This is a genomic window from Arsenicibacter sp. R0_47, from assembly GCF_057652235.1.
This window is the reverse complement of sequence record NZ_JBYFCJ010000016.1, coordinates 47,357-67,181: the sequence shown is the minus strand read 5'-3', so window position 1 is coordinate 67,181 and position 19,825 is coordinate 47,357. Positions and strand designations below refer to the sequence as shown.

Annotated in this window: 26 protein-coding genes and 1 pseudogene; 1 reads left to right on the top strand and 26 read right to left on the bottom strand. The window is 50.8% G+C overall.

Translation table 11 applies throughout. The features are described 5' to 3' along the window. Positions 1–200: 200 nt before the first annotated feature. The 23 genes and pseudogenes from AC23NW_RS22555 to AC23NW_RS22445 all read right to left on the bottom strand — a co-directional run bounded on the left by AC23NW_RS22555 (position 201) and on the right by AC23NW_RS22445 (position 15,113). Positions 201–1,220: a hypothetical protein gene (locus AC23NW_RS22555; protein ID WP_487452230.1), complete on the bottom strand. Its 1,020-nt coding sequence runs from the start codon at positions 1,218–1,220 to the stop codon at positions 201–203. A gap of 236 nt (positions 1,221–1,456) precedes the next feature. Then, a pseudogene (locus tag AC23NW_RS22550) lies at positions 1,457–2,338 on the bottom strand (RNA-guided endonuclease TnpB family protein); the annotation flags it as partial. Beyond that, positions 2,305–2,622 carry a helix-turn-helix domain-containing protein gene (locus AC23NW_RS22545; RefSeq protein WP_487452229.1) on the bottom strand — a complete coding sequence of 106 codons (318 nt, stop codon included), beginning with the start codon at positions 2,620–2,622 and terminating at the stop codon, positions 2,305–2,307. The gene AC23NW_RS22545 and the pseudogene AC23NW_RS22550, both read right to left, overlap by 34 nt. A gap of 119 nt (positions 2,623–2,741) precedes the next feature. Beyond that, positions 2,742–3,053 (bottom strand): DUF4262 domain-containing protein, encoded by a 312-nt coding sequence (locus AC23NW_RS22540; RefSeq protein ID WP_487452228.1) that lies wholly within the window; start codon positions 3,051–3,053, stop codon positions 2,742–2,744. Positions 3,054–3,095: 42 nt separating this feature from the next. Then, positions 3,096–4,436, bottom strand: a complete 1,341-nt coding sequence (locus AC23NW_RS22535) for a hypothetical protein (protein WP_487452227.1) — start codon at positions 4,434–4,436, stop codon at positions 3,096–3,098. Next, on the bottom strand, positions 4,433–5,380 hold the full coding sequence (locus tag AC23NW_RS22530; protein WP_487452225.1) for a hypothetical protein: 948 nt from the start codon (positions 5,378–5,380) through the stop codon (positions 4,433–4,435). The genes AC23NW_RS22535 and AC23NW_RS22530 overlap by 4 nt, the downstream gene beginning before the upstream one ends. A 152-nt stretch (positions 5,381–5,532) precedes the next feature. Then, positions 5,533–6,120 carry a DUF6283 family protein gene (locus AC23NW_RS22525; RefSeq protein ID WP_487452223.1) on the bottom strand — a complete coding sequence of 196 codons (588 nt, stop codon included), beginning with the start codon at positions 6,118–6,120 and terminating at the stop codon, positions 5,533–5,535. Between the two features lie 183 nt (positions 6,121–6,303). Continuing rightward, a complete protein-coding gene (locus AC23NW_RS22520) occupies positions 6,304–7,065 on the bottom strand; it encodes an ATPase (protein ID WP_487452221.1) in 762 nt (253 codons plus the stop codon). Next, on the bottom strand, positions 7,062–7,280 hold the full coding sequence (locus AC23NW_RS22515; protein ID WP_487452219.1) for a hypothetical protein: 219 nt from the start codon (positions 7,278–7,280) through the stop codon (positions 7,062–7,064). The genes AC23NW_RS22520 and AC23NW_RS22515 overlap by 4 nt, the downstream gene beginning before the upstream one ends. 164 nt (positions 7,281–7,444) lie before the next feature. After that, positions 7,445–7,651, bottom strand: a complete 207-nt coding sequence (locus tag AC23NW_RS22510; protein ID WP_487452217.1) for a hypothetical protein — start codon at positions 7,649–7,651, stop codon at positions 7,445–7,447. Between the two features lie 5 nt (positions 7,652–7,656). Beyond that, a complete protein-coding gene (locus tag AC23NW_RS22505) occupies positions 7,657–8,217 on the bottom strand; it encodes a 3'-5' exonuclease (RefSeq protein WP_487452216.1) in 561 nt (186 codons plus the stop codon). Position 8,218: 1 nt separating this feature from the next. Continuing rightward, positions 8,219–8,548 carry a hypothetical protein gene (locus AC23NW_RS22500; protein WP_487452215.1) on the bottom strand — a complete coding sequence of 110 codons (330 nt, stop codon included), beginning with the start codon at positions 8,546–8,548 and terminating at the stop codon, positions 8,219–8,221. Then, the gene (locus AC23NW_RS22495; RefSeq protein WP_487452214.1) at positions 8,545–9,579 is read right to left on the bottom strand and encodes a hypothetical protein; all 1,035 of its coding nucleotides are present in this window, start codon (positions 9,577–9,579) and stop codon (positions 8,545–8,547) included. The genes AC23NW_RS22500 and AC23NW_RS22495 overlap by 4 nt, the downstream gene beginning before the upstream one ends. 14 nt (positions 9,580–9,593) lie before the next feature. Further along, positions 9,594–9,842, bottom strand: a complete 249-nt coding sequence (locus tag AC23NW_RS22490; RefSeq protein WP_487452212.1) for a hypothetical protein — start codon at positions 9,840–9,842, stop codon at positions 9,594–9,596. 68 nt (positions 9,843–9,910) lie between these two features. Next, positions 9,911–10,342 (bottom strand): hypothetical protein, encoded by a 432-nt coding sequence (locus AC23NW_RS22485; RefSeq protein ID WP_487452211.1) that lies wholly within the window; start codon positions 10,340–10,342, stop codon positions 9,911–9,913. 139 nt (positions 10,343–10,481) lie between these two features. Continuing rightward, the gene (locus AC23NW_RS22480) at positions 10,482–10,634 is read right to left on the bottom strand and encodes a hypothetical protein (RefSeq protein WP_487452209.1); all 153 of its coding nucleotides are present in this window, start codon (positions 10,632–10,634) and stop codon (positions 10,482–10,484) included. Between the two features lie 521 nt (positions 10,635–11,155). Further along, positions 11,156–11,584, bottom strand: a complete 429-nt coding sequence (locus AC23NW_RS22475) for a hypothetical protein (RefSeq protein WP_487452207.1) — start codon at positions 11,582–11,584, stop codon at positions 11,156–11,158. A 181-nt stretch (positions 11,585–11,765) separates the two neighbouring features. Then, positions 11,766–12,347 carry a hypothetical protein gene (locus AC23NW_RS22470; RefSeq protein WP_487452205.1) on the bottom strand — a complete coding sequence of 194 codons (582 nt, stop codon included), beginning with the start codon at positions 12,345–12,347 and terminating at the stop codon, positions 11,766–11,768. A gap of 43 nt (positions 12,348–12,390) precedes the next feature. Beyond that, complete coding sequence (locus AC23NW_RS22465) at positions 12,391–12,588, bottom strand: hypothetical protein (protein ID WP_487452204.1); 198 nt, start codon at positions 12,586–12,588, stop codon at positions 12,391–12,393. Then, the gene (locus AC23NW_RS22460) at positions 12,554–12,931 is read right to left on the bottom strand and encodes a hypothetical protein (protein ID WP_487452202.1); all 378 of its coding nucleotides are present in this window, start codon (positions 12,929–12,931) and stop codon (positions 12,554–12,556) included. The genes AC23NW_RS22465 and AC23NW_RS22460 overlap by 35 nt, the downstream gene beginning before the upstream one ends. Before the next feature lie 5 nt (positions 12,932–12,936). Beyond that, on the bottom strand, positions 12,937–13,578 hold the full coding sequence (locus AC23NW_RS22455) for a hypothetical protein (RefSeq protein WP_487452201.1): 642 nt from the start codon (positions 13,576–13,578) through the stop codon (positions 12,937–12,939). A 22-nt stretch (positions 13,579–13,600) separates the two neighbouring features. Next, positions 13,601–14,494, bottom strand: a complete 894-nt coding sequence (locus tag AC23NW_RS22450) for a hypothetical protein (RefSeq protein ID WP_487452199.1) — start codon at positions 14,492–14,494, stop codon at positions 13,601–13,603. 112 nt (positions 14,495–14,606) lie between these two features. Further along, the gene (locus tag AC23NW_RS22445) at positions 14,607–15,113 is read right to left on the bottom strand and encodes an RNA polymerase sigma factor (protein WP_487452198.1); all 507 of its coding nucleotides are present in this window, start codon (positions 15,111–15,113) and stop codon (positions 14,607–14,609) included. Positions 15,114–15,672: 559 nt separating this feature from the next. On the opposite strand from AC23NW_RS22445, the gene AC23NW_RS22440 reads away from it, so the two are divergent. Then, positions 15,673–16,701 carry a hypothetical protein gene (locus AC23NW_RS22440; RefSeq protein WP_487452196.1) on the top strand — a complete coding sequence of 343 codons (1,029 nt, stop codon included), beginning with the start codon at positions 15,673–15,675 and terminating at the stop codon, positions 16,699–16,701. 98 nt (positions 16,702–16,799) lie between these two features. Here the strand turns inward: AC23NW_RS22440 and AC23NW_RS22435 are convergent, their stop codons facing one another. From AC23NW_RS22435 to AC23NW_RS22425, 3 genes are all read right to left on the bottom strand, one after another. Beyond that, on the bottom strand, positions 16,800–18,383 hold the full coding sequence (locus AC23NW_RS22435; protein ID WP_487452194.1) for a UvrD-helicase domain-containing protein: 1,584 nt from the start codon (positions 18,381–18,383) through the stop codon (positions 16,800–16,802). Between the two features lie 67 nt (positions 18,384–18,450). After that, positions 18,451–19,083 (bottom strand): hypothetical protein, encoded by a 633-nt coding sequence (locus AC23NW_RS22430; RefSeq protein WP_487452192.1) that lies wholly within the window; start codon positions 19,081–19,083, stop codon positions 18,451–18,453. Positions 19,084–19,146: 63 nt separating this feature from the next. Next, positions 19,147–19,770, bottom strand: a complete 624-nt coding sequence (locus AC23NW_RS22425; RefSeq protein WP_487452191.1) for a hypothetical protein — start codon at positions 19,768–19,770, stop codon at positions 19,147–19,149. Between the last annotated feature and the right edge of the window lie 55 nt (positions 19,771–19,825).

The following is a 19,825-nucleotide window of genomic DNA, read 5'->3' as shown; positions in this document are numbered from 1 at the left end:
ACTTTTAAGTGCATAACGGATTCATTTTTTTTATGTTTTATACTTGTTGCTAAAATTTCGTAATTTTTTTTAATAATTATTTAAGAACAGTTTTGTATTACACAATTTTATTGATTGTCAATTCTAGTAACAAAAAATAAGGTATACGAAAGACACTATGTCGATAGTATACCTTAAACAGTGACTTCATTCTTAGCAGATTAAGCCGTTTGCCGTAAGCCCAGTGTTGATGGTTGTTTTCCCAAACCAATAACTAGTTGCAGAAATGAATGAAAACCCATCTTCGCTGAAACTTCACTAACAGGTTCAACACGGTAGGGTTGCTGGCCGGTTTGCCGAACCTCATACCCGGTTTCAAATACGTCTTTTGCCGTTGGATAAACCGGGTAGGTCTCCGTATCGGTGTGCAGGGTTGCTTTCGCTGGTAGGGTTTCCAGCCAATCCCAGACGCACAGATCATCAATAAGCTCTTGGCGGGTGGGTAGTTGGGTGTACCGTTTTTTAATTGAAAACAGGGCACTCCCTTTTTCCATTTCCAGGGTCCAGCCGTTTCCCTCGTTGGCTACGTTATGCGGCCCGATCATGCCCCGAACCTGTAGGGTAAACTGGCTGGCATAGGGTTCCGCCTTCACCATGACCCCTATACGTTTATCTCCACCATAGTCCCGCTCACGAATCTGAATCATCGCCTTGCGGACAGACGCTTCGGTAAAATCGGTATAATACTCGTCAACGACCGCAATGGCGGCATCTTTAATATCGTGACTCAGCCGGATCGAGGCTTTTTTAGCCGGGGCCTCCACCCAGATTTTCCGTGCGACCGATGTCCCTATCCACCGTTTTTGGGCGATGTGGCGGCTTTCCTGATGTTGGTTTTTCACGGCCCGGGCATACGTCTCGAAGTCAGGGTAATTCAGCACCCGTTCGTCCCGAATGATGCCACCTTCCATCAGCGTTCTCACGCTCAGGACCCCGGCCTTAGCCAGCACCGCTTTCCGTTCGGCCACCGTCAGACTCAACCCGTTCTTAAAAGAAAAAGCACCATACACGTCCTCTATGCTCTGGTCCGATGGCTCCTGAATCCAGAACTTCAGCAGTTCAAACGGCAGATCACGCGCCGTTACCGTGCCTTGCGCTGGCTGACTGAATAAATCATACAGGGGGGTAGGGGCTTCCCGGGTTTTTCTGTTCGATCTGGGTTGAGCGGTTACGCGTGTCATGGTCTTTGGGGTTGTTGGCTATAGGATAAAAATACAGCCTTTTGCGCTGACAGACAAAGGGTTATCTATCAGGTTTACCTTTTTATTGCCCACTTGATTCCTGCGGGCCGAAAACGGGCCAGCCTTACTGATGAGGGATTTCGTCCAGAATCCAGTCAATCAGGACCAACGGGGGGGCCTCGTTGCCAATGGCATCGGAAAATTTATGCCAATAGTGCGTCTTGAAGTACTCCCCGCTAAAGCCTGGGAGATTCCTGGGCTACCACCTCCATAGGCGTGTATCTCTCCCAAGCTGACACGGCACCTCCTGCCGCCGGGAGGCCGGCCCCCTTATTCTTGATATTCTGTGCTGCATTCACATCCCGGTCATGGTAACGGCCACACTGAGGGCAAACCCACTCCCGTACTGAGAGCGTCAGGTCTGTTTTGCGATAGCCACACCCCGAACAATCCTGCGAGGTGTGCCGGGCGTTGACCTTTTCAACTGTCCGGCCATACCAGCGGGCCTTATAGTCGAGCATTTGCGTTAGCTGATACCATCCGGCATCCGATATGGATTTTGCCAGATGGTGATTCCCTAACATATTCTTAATCTGCAACGATTCGACTGATATAGATTGGTTCTCTCTAATCAGTCGGGTCGTTAGTTTATGATGGAAGTCTTTTCGCGTGTTGGCTACTTTCTGGTGCTGACGAGCCAACTTCTGAACCGCTTTCTTGCGGTTGGCCGACCCCTTCTTTTTGCGGGATACCGACCGCTGGAGTCGCTTTAACTTCTTTTCTGCTTTATAGAGGTGTTTAGGGTTTTCAATCGTTTCACCGTTTGAGGTGACTAAGAGCGATTTGATACCAACGTCAATACCGATACTATTTTGACGTTGGGGCAGTGGTTGTATATCGGTCTCACAGGTCAGACAGACGTACCAGCCATCGGCACATTCCCGAACTGTCGCCCGTTTGATCGTACCTGTACAGGCTTGAGAATTTCGGTACTTGATCTTACCCAACTTAGGCAGTTGCACATGAGTAGGGGAAATCTTAACACCCTGTTTGAACGAGAAGGATTGATACTGACCCTTTCGGGCTAACTTAGGAAAGCCCTTGCCCTGCTTAAAGAAGCCCTCGTAGGCATAAAAACGCGGTCAGTCACCTCTTGCAGGGTTTGGGAATGGACAAGGCCTATCCAGGGGGTTTCTTTAGCAATGGGAGCCAGTTCTTTTTGTAGCTCATTCTTGCCAATACTGATTTTACTATGCTCCCACAGGGTCTTTTTGTAGGACAGAGACAGGTTATAGACATACCGACAGGCACCCAACCACTGGCTCAATGCCTTGTGTTGACTTGGAGTGGGCTCAAGTTTGTAGCGGTATGTTTTGACCGCGCGGCGGACCGTCTGTATCATCACTTAAATATACTATAAATCAGCGACTTATCAAAATAGAATGGCTCACAAATTGACATTGGCCTACGGCCTGCCGCTTATATCTCCCAGCTAAAGCTGGGCAGCTTTACGCGGGTACGTCACGTAATCCGGATAGTACGAGTCCTCGACAGGCAGAAACGTGGCAGGCAGGTTGACAAAACCTCGTTGTACAAACCGCCAACGGGCAGGATCAGGTTGTCTGTCTTGATGGCATGGCCCAGGGTATTGAGCACCTGATAGGCAACCTCAATGGGCAGACCGATAATGATCAGTTCCGGGTGGTTGTAGTGGATATGCAGGCCAATTGTGTAGGCAAAAGAAGGCGAAGTAGGGCTGCTGCCGATGGCCATTACGGCAAAGCCTTCTTTGGCAATGGTTCTTTTTGTCTTCTCAAAGGCATTGTTAAACATAGTCTTGGGGGGAATGGGGCTAATAATAAGAAAATAGGCCGATTAGCTGAAGAATCGACGTACCTGGTGCTGAATCCGGGTTGCATGGTCCAATACCTCCTGTGTAGTCCTACAGGGTTGAGCGGGAAGCTTCGAAGGAGACACAACTGGCTGAGAGGCCTCTTCATGGGGGCGTCGGTTCAGTGCCGATGCGGGAACAGGGGACCGGTGAAAACAGGCCCGATTACCTGGATGGGGGAATGCCCCGTCCATCCAGCCAAACGCCCTACTGGCATCCAGATTCAGTAGCTCTTCATAGGATACCCGCCCTCTCAGCATCGGCACATCGGTCAGCGTCATGGCGGCATGGGCGTCGGTCATTTTTCCGACTACCAGTGAAGGAAAACGGTTCCTTTCGAGTAGTCTTCGCAGGGAATAGCTGTCGGAACGGAATCTGCCGGCGCGACCGCGTACCAGCCCTTTGTGAGCGGCCTGAGCGGCATCCGGATAAACCAGCGGGAAGGCGTCGAGGCCATCGAGGTAAATCCGGTCGCGATTCTGTCGTCCCAGATAATCCAGGGCAGAAAACGCATAGAGACTCAGCAGAACGGATGTGGCCGGCGTGTTGGACTGACTCACTACCCGGCTGGGGAAAGGCCCGTCAGTATCCGTTTCGGGGCAGGTTACCCAGTACACCCAAGGGGTACGAAGTTGGTTCATATCGGCCCGTAAGAGGGGGCCAAGCTCGTCTGCGGATTGAAGCATTCGCTGACTGATGCGTTGCCCCCACTGATCGGAAGAAGGGGCACTCAGCTTGTTCACAATATGGTTTATCGGGTACTGAATTACCTCCAGATAATGAGGTAGTGAACAGAACAGGTCCGGACCGCTGATCGTATGAGAACGGGTCGGTGTGAGCTGAAAGGGGTTGAGCCGGTCGAGTCCTTTGAGAATAAAAGCTACACTGGATTTTAACAGATCGGCGTGTTCGGGTGCTGGTCTGCCGCCGAAATAGCCTGTCTTTTCCGGATACAGCAGACCCGCCAGACCATCCAGGTCGAGCGAGGTCCAGTACCGGATCGTCCGAAGCGGATTGTAGGCTTGCGTGGGGTGGCCCGTAGAAAAGGCCGGTTGGTCGAGATGAATCACCAGATCGCCGGGATGGAAAGGTGGCAACCGCCGGGGTTGAAGGCCCACATAGTAGATGGGGGTTCGGCCCTCCGACATAAGGCACTGATCCCAGAAGTCGGGAATGGGAGAATCCCTCTCACCGATGAACAGCAGATTACTGGCGGTGGCATCCTGGGGCCTGACGTGGCCCGACCGGCGAATGGCTTGCCGAATCCCCGGGGGGAAATGCTCACCCAATCGGGCACGGAAGCCGGAGAATAGGTTGGTGATCATGATAGACGAATAAATCGAATGGTTTCGATGCCCCAGAAAATCAGGAACAGCAGACAGAGTGTTTGTAAACCAGCATGGGAGGCCCAGCAGTACCCCGCTATGAGCAAGGCAAGGCCGATGAGGTTTGTCAGCAGAAAGCTGGTCTGGAGCGGACTTTTAGGTAATGTATGCTCGGCAAGGGCCTGGGTGGAAAACAGAAACGTCCGGGTCTCCTCTACCTCTTTGAGGGCATACTGGTAATAGACTTCCCCCAGCGAAAACCGGTTTTGCAGGTTCGGTTTGTAATTGATAACGACCTGAGCGATGCGCTCCAGCGTCAGGAGCTGATTGGTGAGTTTCTGCGGGTCAAGGTCGGATTTTCCGGCGATCTGGCGGACCGGCTGGATGCGTAAACGTAACAGCAGGGTCACGGGCCGCTGGTCGGTTGCCAGACCCGAAATTTTGGATAACCAATCCATACTGAAGGCCAGTGATTCGACCAGGCCGTTGATCTGGAGATTAAGCGCATTGACAGACTGGGCAATTTCAGCAGGACACTGTTCGAGGGGTGCCAGTTCATGAATCGACTCCCGGATGCTGACTTGCAGTGTTTCAGCTGTTCTGAGGAGCTTCAGGAGTTTTTGTTTGTTGTACCGCAGTTCCTTCTGCTCCCGGCGAAGGGCAGTGGCCCGTTCCCGGATCAGATCGAAGAGCGCAAGCCGGGTCCTGTTGTAACGAATCCGGAGAATGACCTGTACGTATAAAAACAGGCTTACTCCCCGCCTGAATGGTGAAAGCCAGCTCCCTGGTTTACTGAATGAAAAATCAGGCATTTTTTTAATATATTCATTGGACTCCTTTAGCAGCCCTGCCATTTCCCTGAATTGGTTATTACACTTGAATACCAATTTTTTATAGGCTATTTTATAGCATTCGCTCTGCGTATGGATTTCTGTATGTGTCATGGGCGTAAGACGATTTTTGGAGCTAAGCCGTAATATTACACAAAGAAAAAACAAAAGATTTATCTTTTAGTTTTTGACGCGATAATCCAGGCTACGGCTATGGAAAACCGTGGCTTCAGGAAACCCAAAAAAAGAAGACAATTGCTTCGGGATTATTCAGACGTTGTTTCTTCGAATTTTGCTGACAGGATAAAGCCGTAATTATGGATCACTACGTCCGGACTGATCCGGCGGACTTTTCCCCTCAGACCGCTGTCGGCAGGCCCCAGAATGCCGATTTCCAGTTCGTCAGGATGGGCGGGCATAGGTGGCATCAGGATCTGAGCCTTTACATGTTTTTCCTCGACCAGAGCCTCAATCACGTCCATTCTCGTTAATGGACGGACAGGAATAGAAAATTCCGGGTAATTAGCCTGAATCATAGCCTCGATGGTCTCGAAAAGCGGAGCCGGTGAGTACAGGCCGTCGATGTAATCGTCTGATATATCCTTAGTTCCGAGATTAATTTGCAGGGCGACACTTGGAAAGTTACGCTCACGTTGGTTAATCAGCCACCCCCGGCAAATTGAGCCATCATTTTTATGGCAGCGGTAAATTGCACCTAACAAATCGCGGTCCTTCTCCAGTAATCGTTCAAATTCCTCCACCGCCCATAACTGCCGCTTGGCATCGACCCGGTATGGACAACTGTTACAGGGGTGGTCTCCGCAGAATAAGGGTCTTTGATTAGTAGTGCTCATAAAACGATAATGATCATGACCGGATTACGCCCCGGCCTGGCCTTGGGTAATGAATAAAGATACGCATTTGGCCCCGCTTGGGCAAGCACCAGCCCCGGCAGAGGCATCCTTTATACCCCAATTGATTCCAATATTTATTTACTCTGACAACTTAACGTGGTATGAACAGAGGACACTGGCTCACTAAAGTAGTTTTTGTTCAACATAACGGGTATACCAGTCTGGAACTAATTTTGCTGTCACAGTTAAGGTTCCGTTTTCTAAACGGGCTACCTCAATTGATTTACTTCCGTCTGTTGAGTTGTCATACAAATAAGCAATATCAGCCAGTTTTAAAGCATCTGCAAGATTGTTTAAAGAGCGCCAGTAACGGTCGTGAATTTTTTCTAAAGACACAAAATGCCCACCTTTCTTTAATCGGTTATGTACCCGCGAAACATTTATTTCCGGATCGCGGGTAGTAATGTAAAAGAGCTGGATCACATATCCCGCCTCTCGCGCCCGCCGGATGGTATCAATCTTATCGGCTGACGACATGACTGTCTCAAAGGCAAATGACTTTTCTTCCCTGATAAGCATTTGTCTTATAAAGTCGGTTATAAGTGCGGCTGTATAAGCATTTGATACACCTGCACTAACCGGCTCAATTAGACCATCTGTTTCATTCAGCCAAAGAGAATCAGTTAGACGCTCTAACGTAATTCTTTCATCTGCACAAATTTTACGGGCTAAAGTTGATTGTTGCAGGAAATCTTTCCAATCCTTCTGAGTAGGGTGGATGTCAAATGACTTGATAAATGCAAACCCCGGTGATATGAGATCTTGCTCGATCTCGTCAGGATTGAGATAGTGCTCAAATATTGCAGGCGATGTTTCCCGTAAGTGATTTGTAATGGTTGTTTTACCTGAACCATTTGGGCCTGCGAAGATAGTGAGTGTTTTCAACGGATGCGAATAGTTCGTTTGGCAGGTATTTTAAGTGGTGTTAATTCTTTACCAACTCTTTTCGTGCCGTCAAAACGAAAATCAATTATATAATCTCCTTCGGTAACAGTTACAGTTAATCCTTTTAGCAAAGATTCTTCGCAAGCCGAGCGCACAGCTTCAGTAGCTTGCTCAGTGATGGATTTGGGATTATCGGTATTAACAGCGACGGCCATATACGGATTAGTTTATTGTTTCAACTAAGTAAATAAACAAAAAAAAGAGTTAAGTCGTTTGCAAATCAATATATTCATACATTTCAATAAAGGCATTATGCACCCCCCCCCGCTCGCCCATTGGCATCTGCTTTCATAATGAATAATCGTTTCAGCCGTTGTGGTTAGGAATTGCGGAGTACTTTATCATTTTGGATTGTCTCAATACGTTTTTGAAGTTCTTTACCGCTGAGGCAAAAGGGCATTGCTCCTTTATAGCGGACCATATAATAGCCCTCTGCCTCTGCCATGACTTTCAGATAAGAATCTGCGCCAATCTTGAATTTGGTGCCTACCGCGTACAGGGGTCCTTTTTTTTTGGACTCAGCCATAGCTCTTATTCGAACAGGGTTAAATTGATCAGTGATTGTTCCTGTCTCCTGGCCAGCAAATATAGGTAAACTGACAATGCCGCCATCGCATCGCCGAGGGCAGAATGCGCCGGGTGTCTCCACTGGTGCCCCACTTGCTGGGCTGCAACGGCGAGGGAATGTCGTTTCCAGTCGTTGTATTTGGTAGACCATTCTCCTCTAAAACGGCTGAACTCCTGCATGATGCACTGCATGGGTGCTATGTCCGGTTGCAGGACGGGTTCCAGGAACTTGCCGTCAAAATCGGCCCCGTAAGCGTAAACCGGGTAACCACGCAGGATGTCGTTCAACCGGGATGCCAGCTCAGTTAGCGTAGGAAATCCCGGCTTCGGCTGATTGAAAATGTGCTCGGGCGTGATTCTATGAATACCCTGTGCCCGCTCCCAGTTCCTTTTACGAACGGGTGTCAGACAGGTATCCAGCAGAACGGTTCCATCCTGATCAATGACGGCAATGCTCAGGATCTCATCATCCTGCCGGTCCAGGCCCGTCGTTTCCGTATCGAGTATGCGAAAGGGTGAGTGCATGTTAGTTTAGTTCAAAAGGCCGGTCAAAGCCGTAGTCATCAATCTCACTAAGGGCTTCGAGTCGGGCCTGTATATCCGGCTCTTCCTCCACCTGAGCGGTCCGGATCGCCCGAATGCGGTGGGGTTGAACGGCTCCCGAAACAGATAAAAGAACCTGTGTCGTATCGACCGACAGAATCTCTTCCCAAACTAATGACTGCTCCGTGGTAATTCCGTCTTCATCGGGTTCAGTCATAGAGGCCTGTTTGGCTCCGGTAAGATCGGCTGTGGTAAACGGGTATTGCCCGTAATGGCCGACAATCAGGGTTTGAAGCGTAGGTTGATGGTTCATTGGTGCTGTTGGTTATGTTGTTTACTCCAGTTTTGTAGATCCAGAAGGCTTTGCCGGGCTGCTTCCTCTTCCTGCTGCCGGATGCGCTCCACAGCTTGCCGGAGTTCCGGTTGGGAGGTGACCGGTATGCCCTGGTAAAAGACCGGGTAACCCATGTGTGTCAGTATTTCGACTACAACCGGGTGATAATTCCATCCTGCACGGTCAGCATCCTCGTTGTACATGATCAGGTTTATCTCTTCCAGAAAGATCTGGTCGGAATCACTGGAACGGTAATAAACGGCATAGGGCTTGAGATAAATCCAGTCGTCGGCATCAATTCCATGTTCGACCCGTAGCCTGCCCTGAACGATCTCCACCGTCAGCGTTTCCTTACCGATGCCAGGTGGTATGAGTGTCAGATCGACGGTCAGGTCCACGTCGGGTGTTGCTTCGCCGTGGTGATCGGTTTCAGGCTGATCCAGCAGCGCATTCAGGTCGGCCAGTAGTTTGGGCAGGATAGCCACAGGAACGCGTTGCCAGACCAGTATCCAGCCGGTGCCATCCCAACGAAACTGCCGGTCCCTGATCCAGTTATTGGCTCCTTCATGGCGGGGAAACCGCAGTTGCAGAAATGGTTCGGGTGGTTTTCCCGGAGCGGTCCGGTTCTGTACTTTCCGGACTTCGACCTTACCCTGTTTTCCTGATAGCGATTCCAGGGCGGTATCAAAGGCTTTTCGATGGACTTCTGCCGGATGGCTCTCTGAGGAGCGTTGCCTTGTCGGGGTTTCCCCCGCCAAAAGACCTGGGATGTCGGCCAGCAATTTTTGTAAATCGGTCTGGCGTGATCCGGCGACCAACCACTGCTTTCGGCCCTGATTCCAGCGACCGCCCACCGACCGTAGACGCTCGTTGACGGCTATCGACCGTGGCCCTTGCAGCCAGTAGGTATCGGTTTTTTCCTCATAGCCGACCTGATAGGTCCCACAGGGGCCAGTGAGGTGTTCGCGGCTCCCCGGCACTCCCCCGGGTGGTGTTGCGTTCGCTGACATAGGCTTTCGGCTAATTAATCGGCCCGTTGGCTGGCGTTCTGATTCCAGACAATGACCAGTCGGTTATATTGCTGATTCGGCAACACGCCCTTCAGCCGGATTACTTCCCCCACACACGAAGCCCAAATCTCTTGTTTGCCGTCATCCAGCACGTAGTAGTAGTAGTAGTCACCATCCACGACTTCGACAAGCCGGTACATGGCAAAGCCGTATAAAACCAGGGTATTCTGAAACGGCTGAATAGTTTCCTGTAGTTTCTCCAAAACGGTTTTTTGAGAAACTACAGCAGACGGTTGGCTCTGGGCAGTGTTTGGGGTTTCGTTCATGTCGATTAGGCGGGGCAAAGTTGATTCGTTGGCTCGGCATACCGCTGGATCAGTTCGGCCACACTGCGCCCATCCATAAACGAGTCTACGGGTGGGAAAAAGGATTGACCGACAAACTGGGTATAAAAGCTATTTTTCGATCCCCAGATGACGGTTCCCTCCGCCACCAGCATACAAACGGTTGCCTGACCGTTGGTGTAGAGCGGGGTTTCATCACTCGCCGTAAGTTCTCCGGCAAACAGGCTGTGACTTTGGGGATAGATGCACACATTCCGGCGACTATCGGCCTGGGTTAAAAACCACGCCACATTTGACGCGTCAGGTGCCTTTTTCATGTAATAGGAGCGGTCCTGGTCTTTGCGCCAGCCATTCACCGTTGTAACCGTTACGGTCCGGTATCCTATTCCAGTCGAACAAATTGCGAGTAAATTTTTCATGTTTATAAGGGTTTCTCTGTGCCTTTATGATGGTATAAAATTAGCCAAATCCCCCCTTCTTTGCAATCGCAATAAGCTGTATATCAGCCTTTTATATCCCAATTGATTCTCTTGGAAATTTCTCAATTGAACTTCTTGTTTACCCGTCGGGCATTTTATGGAGGGGGCTTTCGAGCTTCTGCATGGCGGTCTCCAGCACCAGTTCGTAGGTGCGGACAAGACTTTCCAGCCGGTCGAGTTCGGCGAATACCGTTTTGATGGCCTGGGGGTTTCCTCTTTCAAGGGCATCCATGATACTCGCTTTCTGAGCAGTAGAGAGATGAAGTACTGCCCGCTAAAGCGTGGGAGATTCCTGGGCTACCACCTCCATAGGCGTGTATCTCTCCCAAGCTGACACGGCACCTCCTACCGCATCCTTCCGCTTTTGCTGCTCCCCTTGATTCGAAAGGTTTCTAAAAAAAACACGCCTGACCAGTTGATTAGGCGTGTTTCGTTGTACAACGCAATCCGAATCGTGCAACTACTATCTACGTTCTACCTATGAATTTGGGTATCAGTGGGATAAAATAAAGCAAATTATTTATCAATATCAAAAAAATAAGTGAAACCAGCGATTTCACTTATTCAGACTATTCCTAAACCCTTAACCTTTTTACATGAAAAACGTAATTACCCATCTCAAGACCGCACCCTGCCAAGTAATCCGGCCTTGAATAGAACAAATATACATCGACTACTACCAATAAAGCAAATGATTTATTTAAAATATTGTTATCAGGTAATCAGCCTTGATGAGCGGTAGAACAAATTATATTAATACTCCCTGGCAATGTTTAAACCGGACAGGAGGTTGTCCATTTCGTCAGGGGATAAATCAAACGATTCCAGATACGCTTCGCCCTGAAAAGCAGCCTGGGTCAACAACTCAATATCGTCCCGCTTGAAAACCGGATGCGGGTTATAGCGTCTGGCTAATGCCAGTGCCTTTTCTTGGTAGGTTGGGATTGCATTTTGGGGTTGGAACGTTTCGTGATAATACCGGACAGCATCCGAATCCCAATCCGTCTGCATGGCCCAGCCAAGTTGGTTCCCCCGTTTCCAGGCATCGACTATATGCTGTTTTTCTTCTGCCAATAGCTCGGCGGCTTTGAGGATAAAGGGTTCCTTTTGGTTCTCCGTCAGCTTTAGCTCCTGGACAACCCAATCAATGAGTTGTTGGACGGGTGTTTGTATTGTCGCCATTTTGCTCAATAGGGTACGTCGTAATCAATCCACATCGTTCCTTCGAAAACCTCCGACAATCCAACAGCTTCGCTTTTTGGAATTCGATAAGTTTGGTCGCCATTCGAGTAGGTAACTCGCCAGTAGGGCAGGCTGGTGGTGTGCGCTCTCCACCAAATCCCGAGTCGTCTAAGTTTCTCTTTCATTGGAGATAATCAGTAAGTTGAACGGGGTCTAAACGGAATAAGCCTTCTGATTGAGTCAGATCAACACGCATTCGACCCCATTGCATGTCACAACAGGTTAGAATAAAGTTTGTCTCGATGGCCTTCAGCACCGCAACGACATGGGTGTCAACACAGCGATTCAGGTAGGAGGAGAGGGATTCCGGTAGCTGGCCTGAGCAATCACAATATAGAATATCCTTGACTTCCCGCAGACCCGCCTGTTCCAAAGCCTGCACAATCTGATACAGGGAACCGTGATGATTTTCCGTGTACATGGCCCAGGTTGTGATACAATAGCTCCCGGTAAATAACTGATCCAATAAATCGTTCAGATCGGTCTGCGCGATATGGGTCATTGTCTGCATGGTACGCAGATAGTCCGAAGTAAGGCCACCTTGTTTCAACGCCTGCCAGGCATAATCTGATGTTGTTTTAGCATTCTCCGGGCTATCGTTGTCCAGGAAAATGAGCGGCTTTTTCTCGGAGGATGCCGGGGTATTCCCGTCAGGGAGGGGCGCTACCTGGCTATCGGTTGAAGTGATTAATACGGTCTGCATGGTTTCAGGTTTAATTTGTCTTCGTTGGATTGCGTTTTTTTCTCTATTGAACGTCCTTATTACCGATCAGCGAAAAGACGCTGACCCGCTGAAGGGGTTCGGACGGTTTTTCTATGGACTCCCTGGAGCCGCAACCCGTGCATTTGTAGATGCTCATTGACCAGCCCAGCGCATTCGTGGTTTTGCGGACCCAGCGAAGCGGACTATCACAGATCGAGCAGTATTTGCGTTCCCGGGGCATTGGTAGCAGAGGAATTAAGTGAGCGTTCAAAATCAACCCGGATGCCTTTCAGGCTCCGTTTCGTGCGTTTGAGCTGGAGAATCAGTTCTTCGACAAACCGATCCGGGTTGCGCTCGGGAACCCGGATCGAAAAGTGGCCGGCCAGTGCCTCCAATTCTTCAATAGTCCAGGCATCGACGGTGACCACACCAAACCCTTGTGGCACCCGGTCGTACACCGTTGCCCGTTGCCACTTCGACCACATGAGCTGTGTTTGCTTCTGGGGTAGGCCCATCCGGTTCAGCTTCTGGGCAACGCGGAGGCTGATAGTCAGGTCCGGCGTTTCGGTTGGGTGCTGCTCCATGCTCATCAGTCTCGCTTGAAGCGTTCCAGGGTGGCCAGACATTGTTTACAAGTGGGAATAGGCTGGGTGCCGTCGCTATCCAGTACATGGGTTCCCCGGCCCAGATTATTGCTCCAGTTGCCACCCGAAGTCGATTGGCTCTGAGAGCATAGATAATCGCCCGCTTGGCGCGTTAAGCGTCCGTGTCTGTAGTCCTCCTGAAGGAAAACATGGTACACGGTATTGCGTCGCTGCCCATCTCCGTTGGAGTTGGCACCCAAACCCGACAGGACCTCTTTGACCTCGATGGAAAATTGGAAAGGCACTGCGTAGCGGCCATAAAAAGCCTTGCTCAGGGCGATCCGCTGTTGCTGGCGTTCCAGGGCCTGCCGCGCCCGTTCGGCCTGCTGGGCCTCTCTCTCGCGCTCTGCGGCCTGTAGCCACGCCCGATGGTCGGATTCATATTCGAGTTCGACAAACATCCGCCCGATACGAAGCAAAGCCGTTTCGCCGACCCGTAGAGGTGGGGTAACGGCTATCAGCTTATTGTGGCCTACCACGACCATATTTGGGTCGGTAACCTCCATTCGGTGAACCCGTTCGAGTGCCCGCATCATGAACGGATCAATGGATTCAGGGTAGCGAAGAGAGTGGATAATTCGTTCCATGACAGTTTCGATTAAGGGTGGTTCAGGCAAACAAATAAAGTTGTGATGGGGGAGCCGTTGGCACCCGATGGCTCCGGCCCTGCCGTAGTTGGGGGACAGGGTTTCCCTGTAGCTCCCCCGCAATCGACTCATACCGCCGGATATGCTGACGGGTCTGCTCTACATACAGCGCCGTCCGGACTGGACACACCGTATTTCCATTGCCAAGGATACCATGCCCCGGCATGGACACCCATTCGATATGTTCCCTGAGCCGGGTTTTCTGCTGCTCAATAAAAGCGAATGCAACCGCTTTCTTTTCCTCGGTATCAATTCTCGAAAGGATCAGTTGGCGAAATTCATCCGTAAACGGCACTAACTTCGCCGGTTGGCCTTTCTCGCTCTTGCGGATTGTCCCGCTGGCGGTGGCGTGACAGACTGAGGCTACCCGGTTCTGTATGTCTTCGATCTGCTGTTGGCGAATCTGGTTATCAGTCAGTGTTTTTTCAATTAAAAACTCAATGTCTGACAGCGTAATCAATACGTCCTCAAATCGGTCGCTGAATTTCTTGATGATAACCGGCTCATAGTCTTCACCCGTGACGGGGTGGGCCTGTAGCCACTTCAGGGAGGAACTGAACATATTGTCGGCAATGGCACCGCCCCCGGCCTTAATCGAATAATCCTCATCGACCGTCAGAATCATCGCCCGTTTAACCTGCTCCCGGCTCGGCTGACGAATGGTGCCAAACCAGTGCCGCAGTTCAGCCAGGGTAGTAAGGGGGTCGCCCAGGTTCCGCAGGAAAAACAGATTGGCCCGGTTCCGGTACAGGAACAACGAATCAGCCTTCGCTGCTTTCTGCATCGGGGCCGGTAAGGTATTGAGGTGATAGACTGCTCCGGAAGGTGCCGTTAATACTGATTTCCTGTTGCTCATGTCGGGCCTTTATTTCTTCTTAAAGATACCGGAATTGGCTACCTTGAACAAGTCTATATCCTTCACTGTGAGCCTTTTATGCCCCGTTTGATTCGATTTGATAGGCTACAGGCTACACCTCCTGAAGCAGCGTTTTACGCGCCAGATGGAGCCGGTTTTTGACTGTGCCGCAGGGGATTTGAAGAGCCTCGGCAATCTCTTCGTATTTCATGCCTTTCATCCGCGATTCTACGATAACGAGTAGTTCTGGCTTTAGCCGGGTCAGTAGCCGGTTTACTTCAGCCTCGGCCAGCAGGGCGGGGCCAAGGTTGGGCGTAGAGAAATCAGAAATCCCTGTATCGACCAGGATCTCATTCAGATCAACCGTCGCGCCCCGGCGTTTGCTCACCCGGTACTGATTGATAAAGGTGTTATGCATAATCGTTGACAACCACCCGCGTAGGTTGCTGCCAGCGATAAAGAGGTGTTCGCTACTGAGGGCTTTCAACAGCACGTCGGAGGCCAGATCATGCTGATCCTCCTCATCGGTCTGATACCGCCTGGCGATCCGGCGCAAATACGGAATCTGCTCGGCAAGCAGATCACCAAACGATGGTGTTTTTTTGAATTTTGTTATCATGACAAGTATCTCACACTATGGGGTTCGTGTTTTTGGACCGGAACGGCTATCATCTTATGTGTCAGCAGGGGCCGCTATGACGGACCATCCGGTTGGGATAAACGGTGTCAGTTAACGGACTAACGGCCTTGTTGATGAGTCAGGGACTTAATAGCTTCACCTGATTCCGGTTTCAAATTCTCCAATGCTATAAATGTAAGCAATTGAGAGTGATTAACGTAATATAAAATGAACGATTTATAAAAAAATATTTCCCGTGTCTATCTTCCATTCAGAGCCGTAACAGGCCAATACAGGCCAAAACGCATAGTGATGAAACATCGAAGCGTTTATTGTGAGGCATAGATTAAGTAAATAACAACTGTTTAAGGATGAATATCTCTTATATTCATAGATAGAGTGGATTTTTGATGATTGTTTATCTTTATAATCTATTGATAATTAAGTTATTATTCTATAAAAAATAAAATGATTTATAAGAGTTCATAATTTCCCTGTAATACCCTAAAATGGCACCATATTTGACAAACAGTAGGTGGATCAATTATTGTCAATGACCGTGATCGGAACCTACTTCCTGCAACTGCTTAACAACCTCAATCAGCGGCTTCTGCTGTTGGGTTGTTTGCTGGCCTGTCCGGGCCTGGCCTTGACAGATTGTCTGGCTGCGGGGGATACCCTTTCCCATCGCTTCACCCGCACCGAACTTCGCCCTTCGGCTCAGGATGGAACCGAACTGTTTCTGGGCATCGCGTCAGGCCTACCCGGAGCGACCTATATGGTTCGCGATACCTTGCCTTTCACCCGTCAGTCGGGGATGCTGCGGCTCCTGAATACCCCGGTGGGTAGTCTGAGTCTACAGGAAGGCACCTCGGCTTCGGGTCAGCCCGAAACGTATGTGCTGTGGCAGTTTACCTACTCGGATGGAGCCGTCCTGCACTGGTCGGTACGGAACCTGCCAACGGGCATTTACAACGCCCGGGGAAGTGTCTACAGTGCGGCCGGTATCCTGCTGGATTGGGATCAGGCCTGCGTGTCAGTCAAGGCTATTGTCTGCCGTTCTGAACCGTATGCGTGGGTACTGCGGGGACCCGGGGGGCTAAGTCAGTACCGATGGTATCGGGATGACATCCTGATCGAGGCCGCAACCGGCGATTCGCTGGTCTGTAACCGACCAGGGCGTTACCGGATGGCCTCCTCTGATCCCTGTGTACTCGGGATGTGTTGTCCTTTCATTGTTGAAGAGGACTCGCTACCCACGTTGTCCATCAAAACGGTGCCTGCTACCTGCGGAGGTAGCTCCGATCTGGGTGACGGCAGTCTGGATGTTGCCGTAGGAGAAATGCCGGAGCTGGCCCTGGTCACCGTACAGGTCTATTCAGACCGGAATGAATTAATCCTGGAAACCCAGATGGGTAGTTTACAAAACGCCCGTCTGACCAATACACTATCCGCCGGAAACTACCGGCTCCGGCTTCGGTCGGAGTCCGGGTGTGTGCTGGAACGGACGTTTCGTATCGACAGGGGGGAGTGTTGCTTTAGGGCCTGCCCTGTTTTTACTATCACCAAGCGCCCGGCGAGGCCCTGAAGCATGACTCAATAAGCAAGTGTAGTTCGGATGAAGCCCGTTGTCCATAGCGACGGGCTTTCTTGTTATCCGACGCTATGGGCATACGGGGGGGGCACTCAGGATCTGGCCGGTGAGCCAAGCCAACGGTTGGGCGACTGATTCCATTGATCCTCAATTTGTTTCGCCCCTGAACCAGCGCTTTTACTCTCAATCAGTTCGATATGGGGCGTTGTCGGTACGAAATCCGCTGGCACCAGCCGGGTCGGAATTTTCAGATTGCGCGTCGTGCGGGTTACCGCTACGTACAGGGCGTTGACCTCTTCCAATACGGACTCGGCATCATGGCCATTGGCAATGGTATAGGCAATGACTTTCTCAATATCGTCAGGCCCGGCAAAATCATCACAGATTTCCACGGAACGGTATTCCATCCCTTTCGACCGGTGGACAGTCGAAAAGATGCAGTCAGCCATGTCCCGGCTGGGGCTAAGGTGATTGCGGATGATGGCCAGGTACATTGGCAGGTCGTTCCCGTATTTCTGAACCACCTCCACCAGCAGGGCAAGCTGCCGGTCTTCGGTCAGTTCAATGTAGTCCTGTAAGTCCCGGAATGTGCCCATACTGGCAATAAGCGGATCTCGGATCAGGCCGTTCTTGCACAAGAACAAATTGAGCACATCGTACAGCGACCCTCCGGCATCCGAGTACACATACGAATTGAAATTGCCTTCGAAATACAGGGAGTCAATTTCTGCCTTTTCAATCAGGTACTCAATGGCTTTAACCAGAATGCCCACGTTTGTTCGACCGATTACGGCCTGACCACGGACTGACTCATTGGTGCCATTGCCTTCGAGCATGGGTGTTTTGATGCCAAACTGGTTCTTGACCTGTAGAATTGACGAAGCCAGTTGGGCAATATAGCCCGGAAAGCGGTAAGACGTATTGAGATCAAATGACGGGTAATCGACAAGCCGCAGCGAGTTGATCGCGTAGCGCCAGCCGTAAATCTGCTGATGCGAATCACCCACAATGACCTTTGTCCCGGACTGCCGCAGAAACACGTCGAGCATGACGGGTGAAGCATCCTGCCCTTCGTCAAACAGGATGGCATCGTAATCCAGCACGGGATTTCCCAACTGAAACAGTTTGAGGTAAAAGTCATGAATGACCTCGAACTTGCCCCGGAGCATCCCCTCCAGAATGAGCCGGGTATTGGTGAGAATACTTCCGTAGTGAAGTTCAACGAACTGCCTGGCCTGTTTGTCACTCACAAAGTCCAGGTAGTTCAGTTCCTGCACTTTCCGGGCCGTGCTGTTACAGAACAGTGTGATAAACTTGCCGACGTGGTTGGCTACGGCAAGACGATCCTGGGTCGTGCCCTGAAAAGTCATGAGTTCGGCCAGTTCCGCTGTTTTGTAGCCATTGGCCCTTAACTTCTGCTTACCCCCCTTCATCGTGGCCGAATACGCCAGCGAATGCGCCGTCTCGATTCGGGTGTTGGATATGCCATGCTTAAGAAAGGTGTTGATCGCCTCATCTTTGACGGTTCGGTTAAACCCAATATAAAGAAGCCGTTGCCGGGAACGTTTCCGGGCATACTCGCGGAGCGTGGTTGTTTTACCGGCTCCGGCGACGGCATTAATTTTTGCATCACTGCCAGAACTGACAATGGCTTGTTGCTGATAGGATAACTGCATAATCAGAGGGATGAATAGGGGTGGGGCCGCAAAAGCGGCAGGGGGGAGGGCGGTAGGTTGGCCGGATTTATCCCGACAACGCACCTTCCCAGTGGGGGGCGTGGACCCTCGTTGGCGCGTAGACAAGCAACCGGCTCAGCAGAGGCATGAGCGCATCGGTCGGTATATCCTCTGGCTCGATCACCGATAGGGTTGCTTTTGCTGTGTCCAGCACCAGCGGCCCCCGGTCGGATGCCCCGATGATCTGTTCGCCCTGCTCTGCCCATTCGGGCAACAGGTGGACGTATTCAAACCCCTGGCGGCTCAGCGGCTCTTTTTGCGTCAGGGCCGAAAGGAATCCCTGCGGCTTCCGCGTAAACAGAATGAGTTGATCGGTTTTCAGGGGAACCAGTTGAAGCTGAATGCTTCCGATGAGTTCCGTTCGCAAGGCATTCAGCCGTTCTTCTATCTGGTCCAGATAGCTGTCTGACGAAACCGGGTGGATACTGGCTCCATTGGTAAAAAAGCCGGTCGTCCCGTCTTCGCTCAGAAATGCGCCACTTGGCTGACGGGGGCAAACGGGGATGAGGTCTACGTCTGCCGTGACAAAACCAAAAGCGAGACAGGCCGTTAGAGCGGCACCCACTGAACCGGCGTTCACCAGCAGGGGAAAGGAGTGTTCACGGGGCGTGAGGGCCACCGCAGTAAAGAGTGAGTTCATACGCAGTACCGGCTGTAACGCCACCGGATCGCTTCGTTTTTACGCGGATTGAGGGAGGTACGCTTAGGGAGCCGCCACCGGCTCTACATCAAAAACACTACATTCGGGGACGGTAGCCCAAAGCATTTCCGATAGGGTGACGGTTATTGGCGGGGCGTCAATCAGCTCCAGAAAAGCATATTTATCGTTCAGAGACATTTCATTCAGGTCGGCTAATGAAACTGAGCCGGAAAACCGTTCGACGAGTGGGCCACGGTTACAAAGGCCAAATACTTTATCATAGCTGACAGCGGGGGCAAAGTTTATCAGAACACTTTCACAATCCCCCAATTCTAAGGCATTGTTTGATTCAACCATATCCAGATACCCGTGAGGGTCACTGGTAAATACGAACAGTTCCCGGTCAGCCAACCGATTCGCTACCTCCTTAATGGCAGCATTCATGTTTTCTTTCAGGGCATCGAAGGCGGCATTTATTTTCCCGTACCGGCCCTGGTATTCAGGTGATACCCCGCCCAACTCCGGCCAGACTTCTTCTGGTAAGGACATAATAAGATTGGGGCTTGGCACCATGCCCAGCAACTCGTCCAGTACCGTTTCATCCCCTTGGACTAAATCGTCCTTGATCGACCCGATTACCAGGTCAATCAGCGTCTCTTTGGTTTGGGTTGTGTTTGTCGTTTCCATAGCATAAAGATAGCCTTAAAAGCGGGCAAAAACAATCGTAAACGACTTAATATCA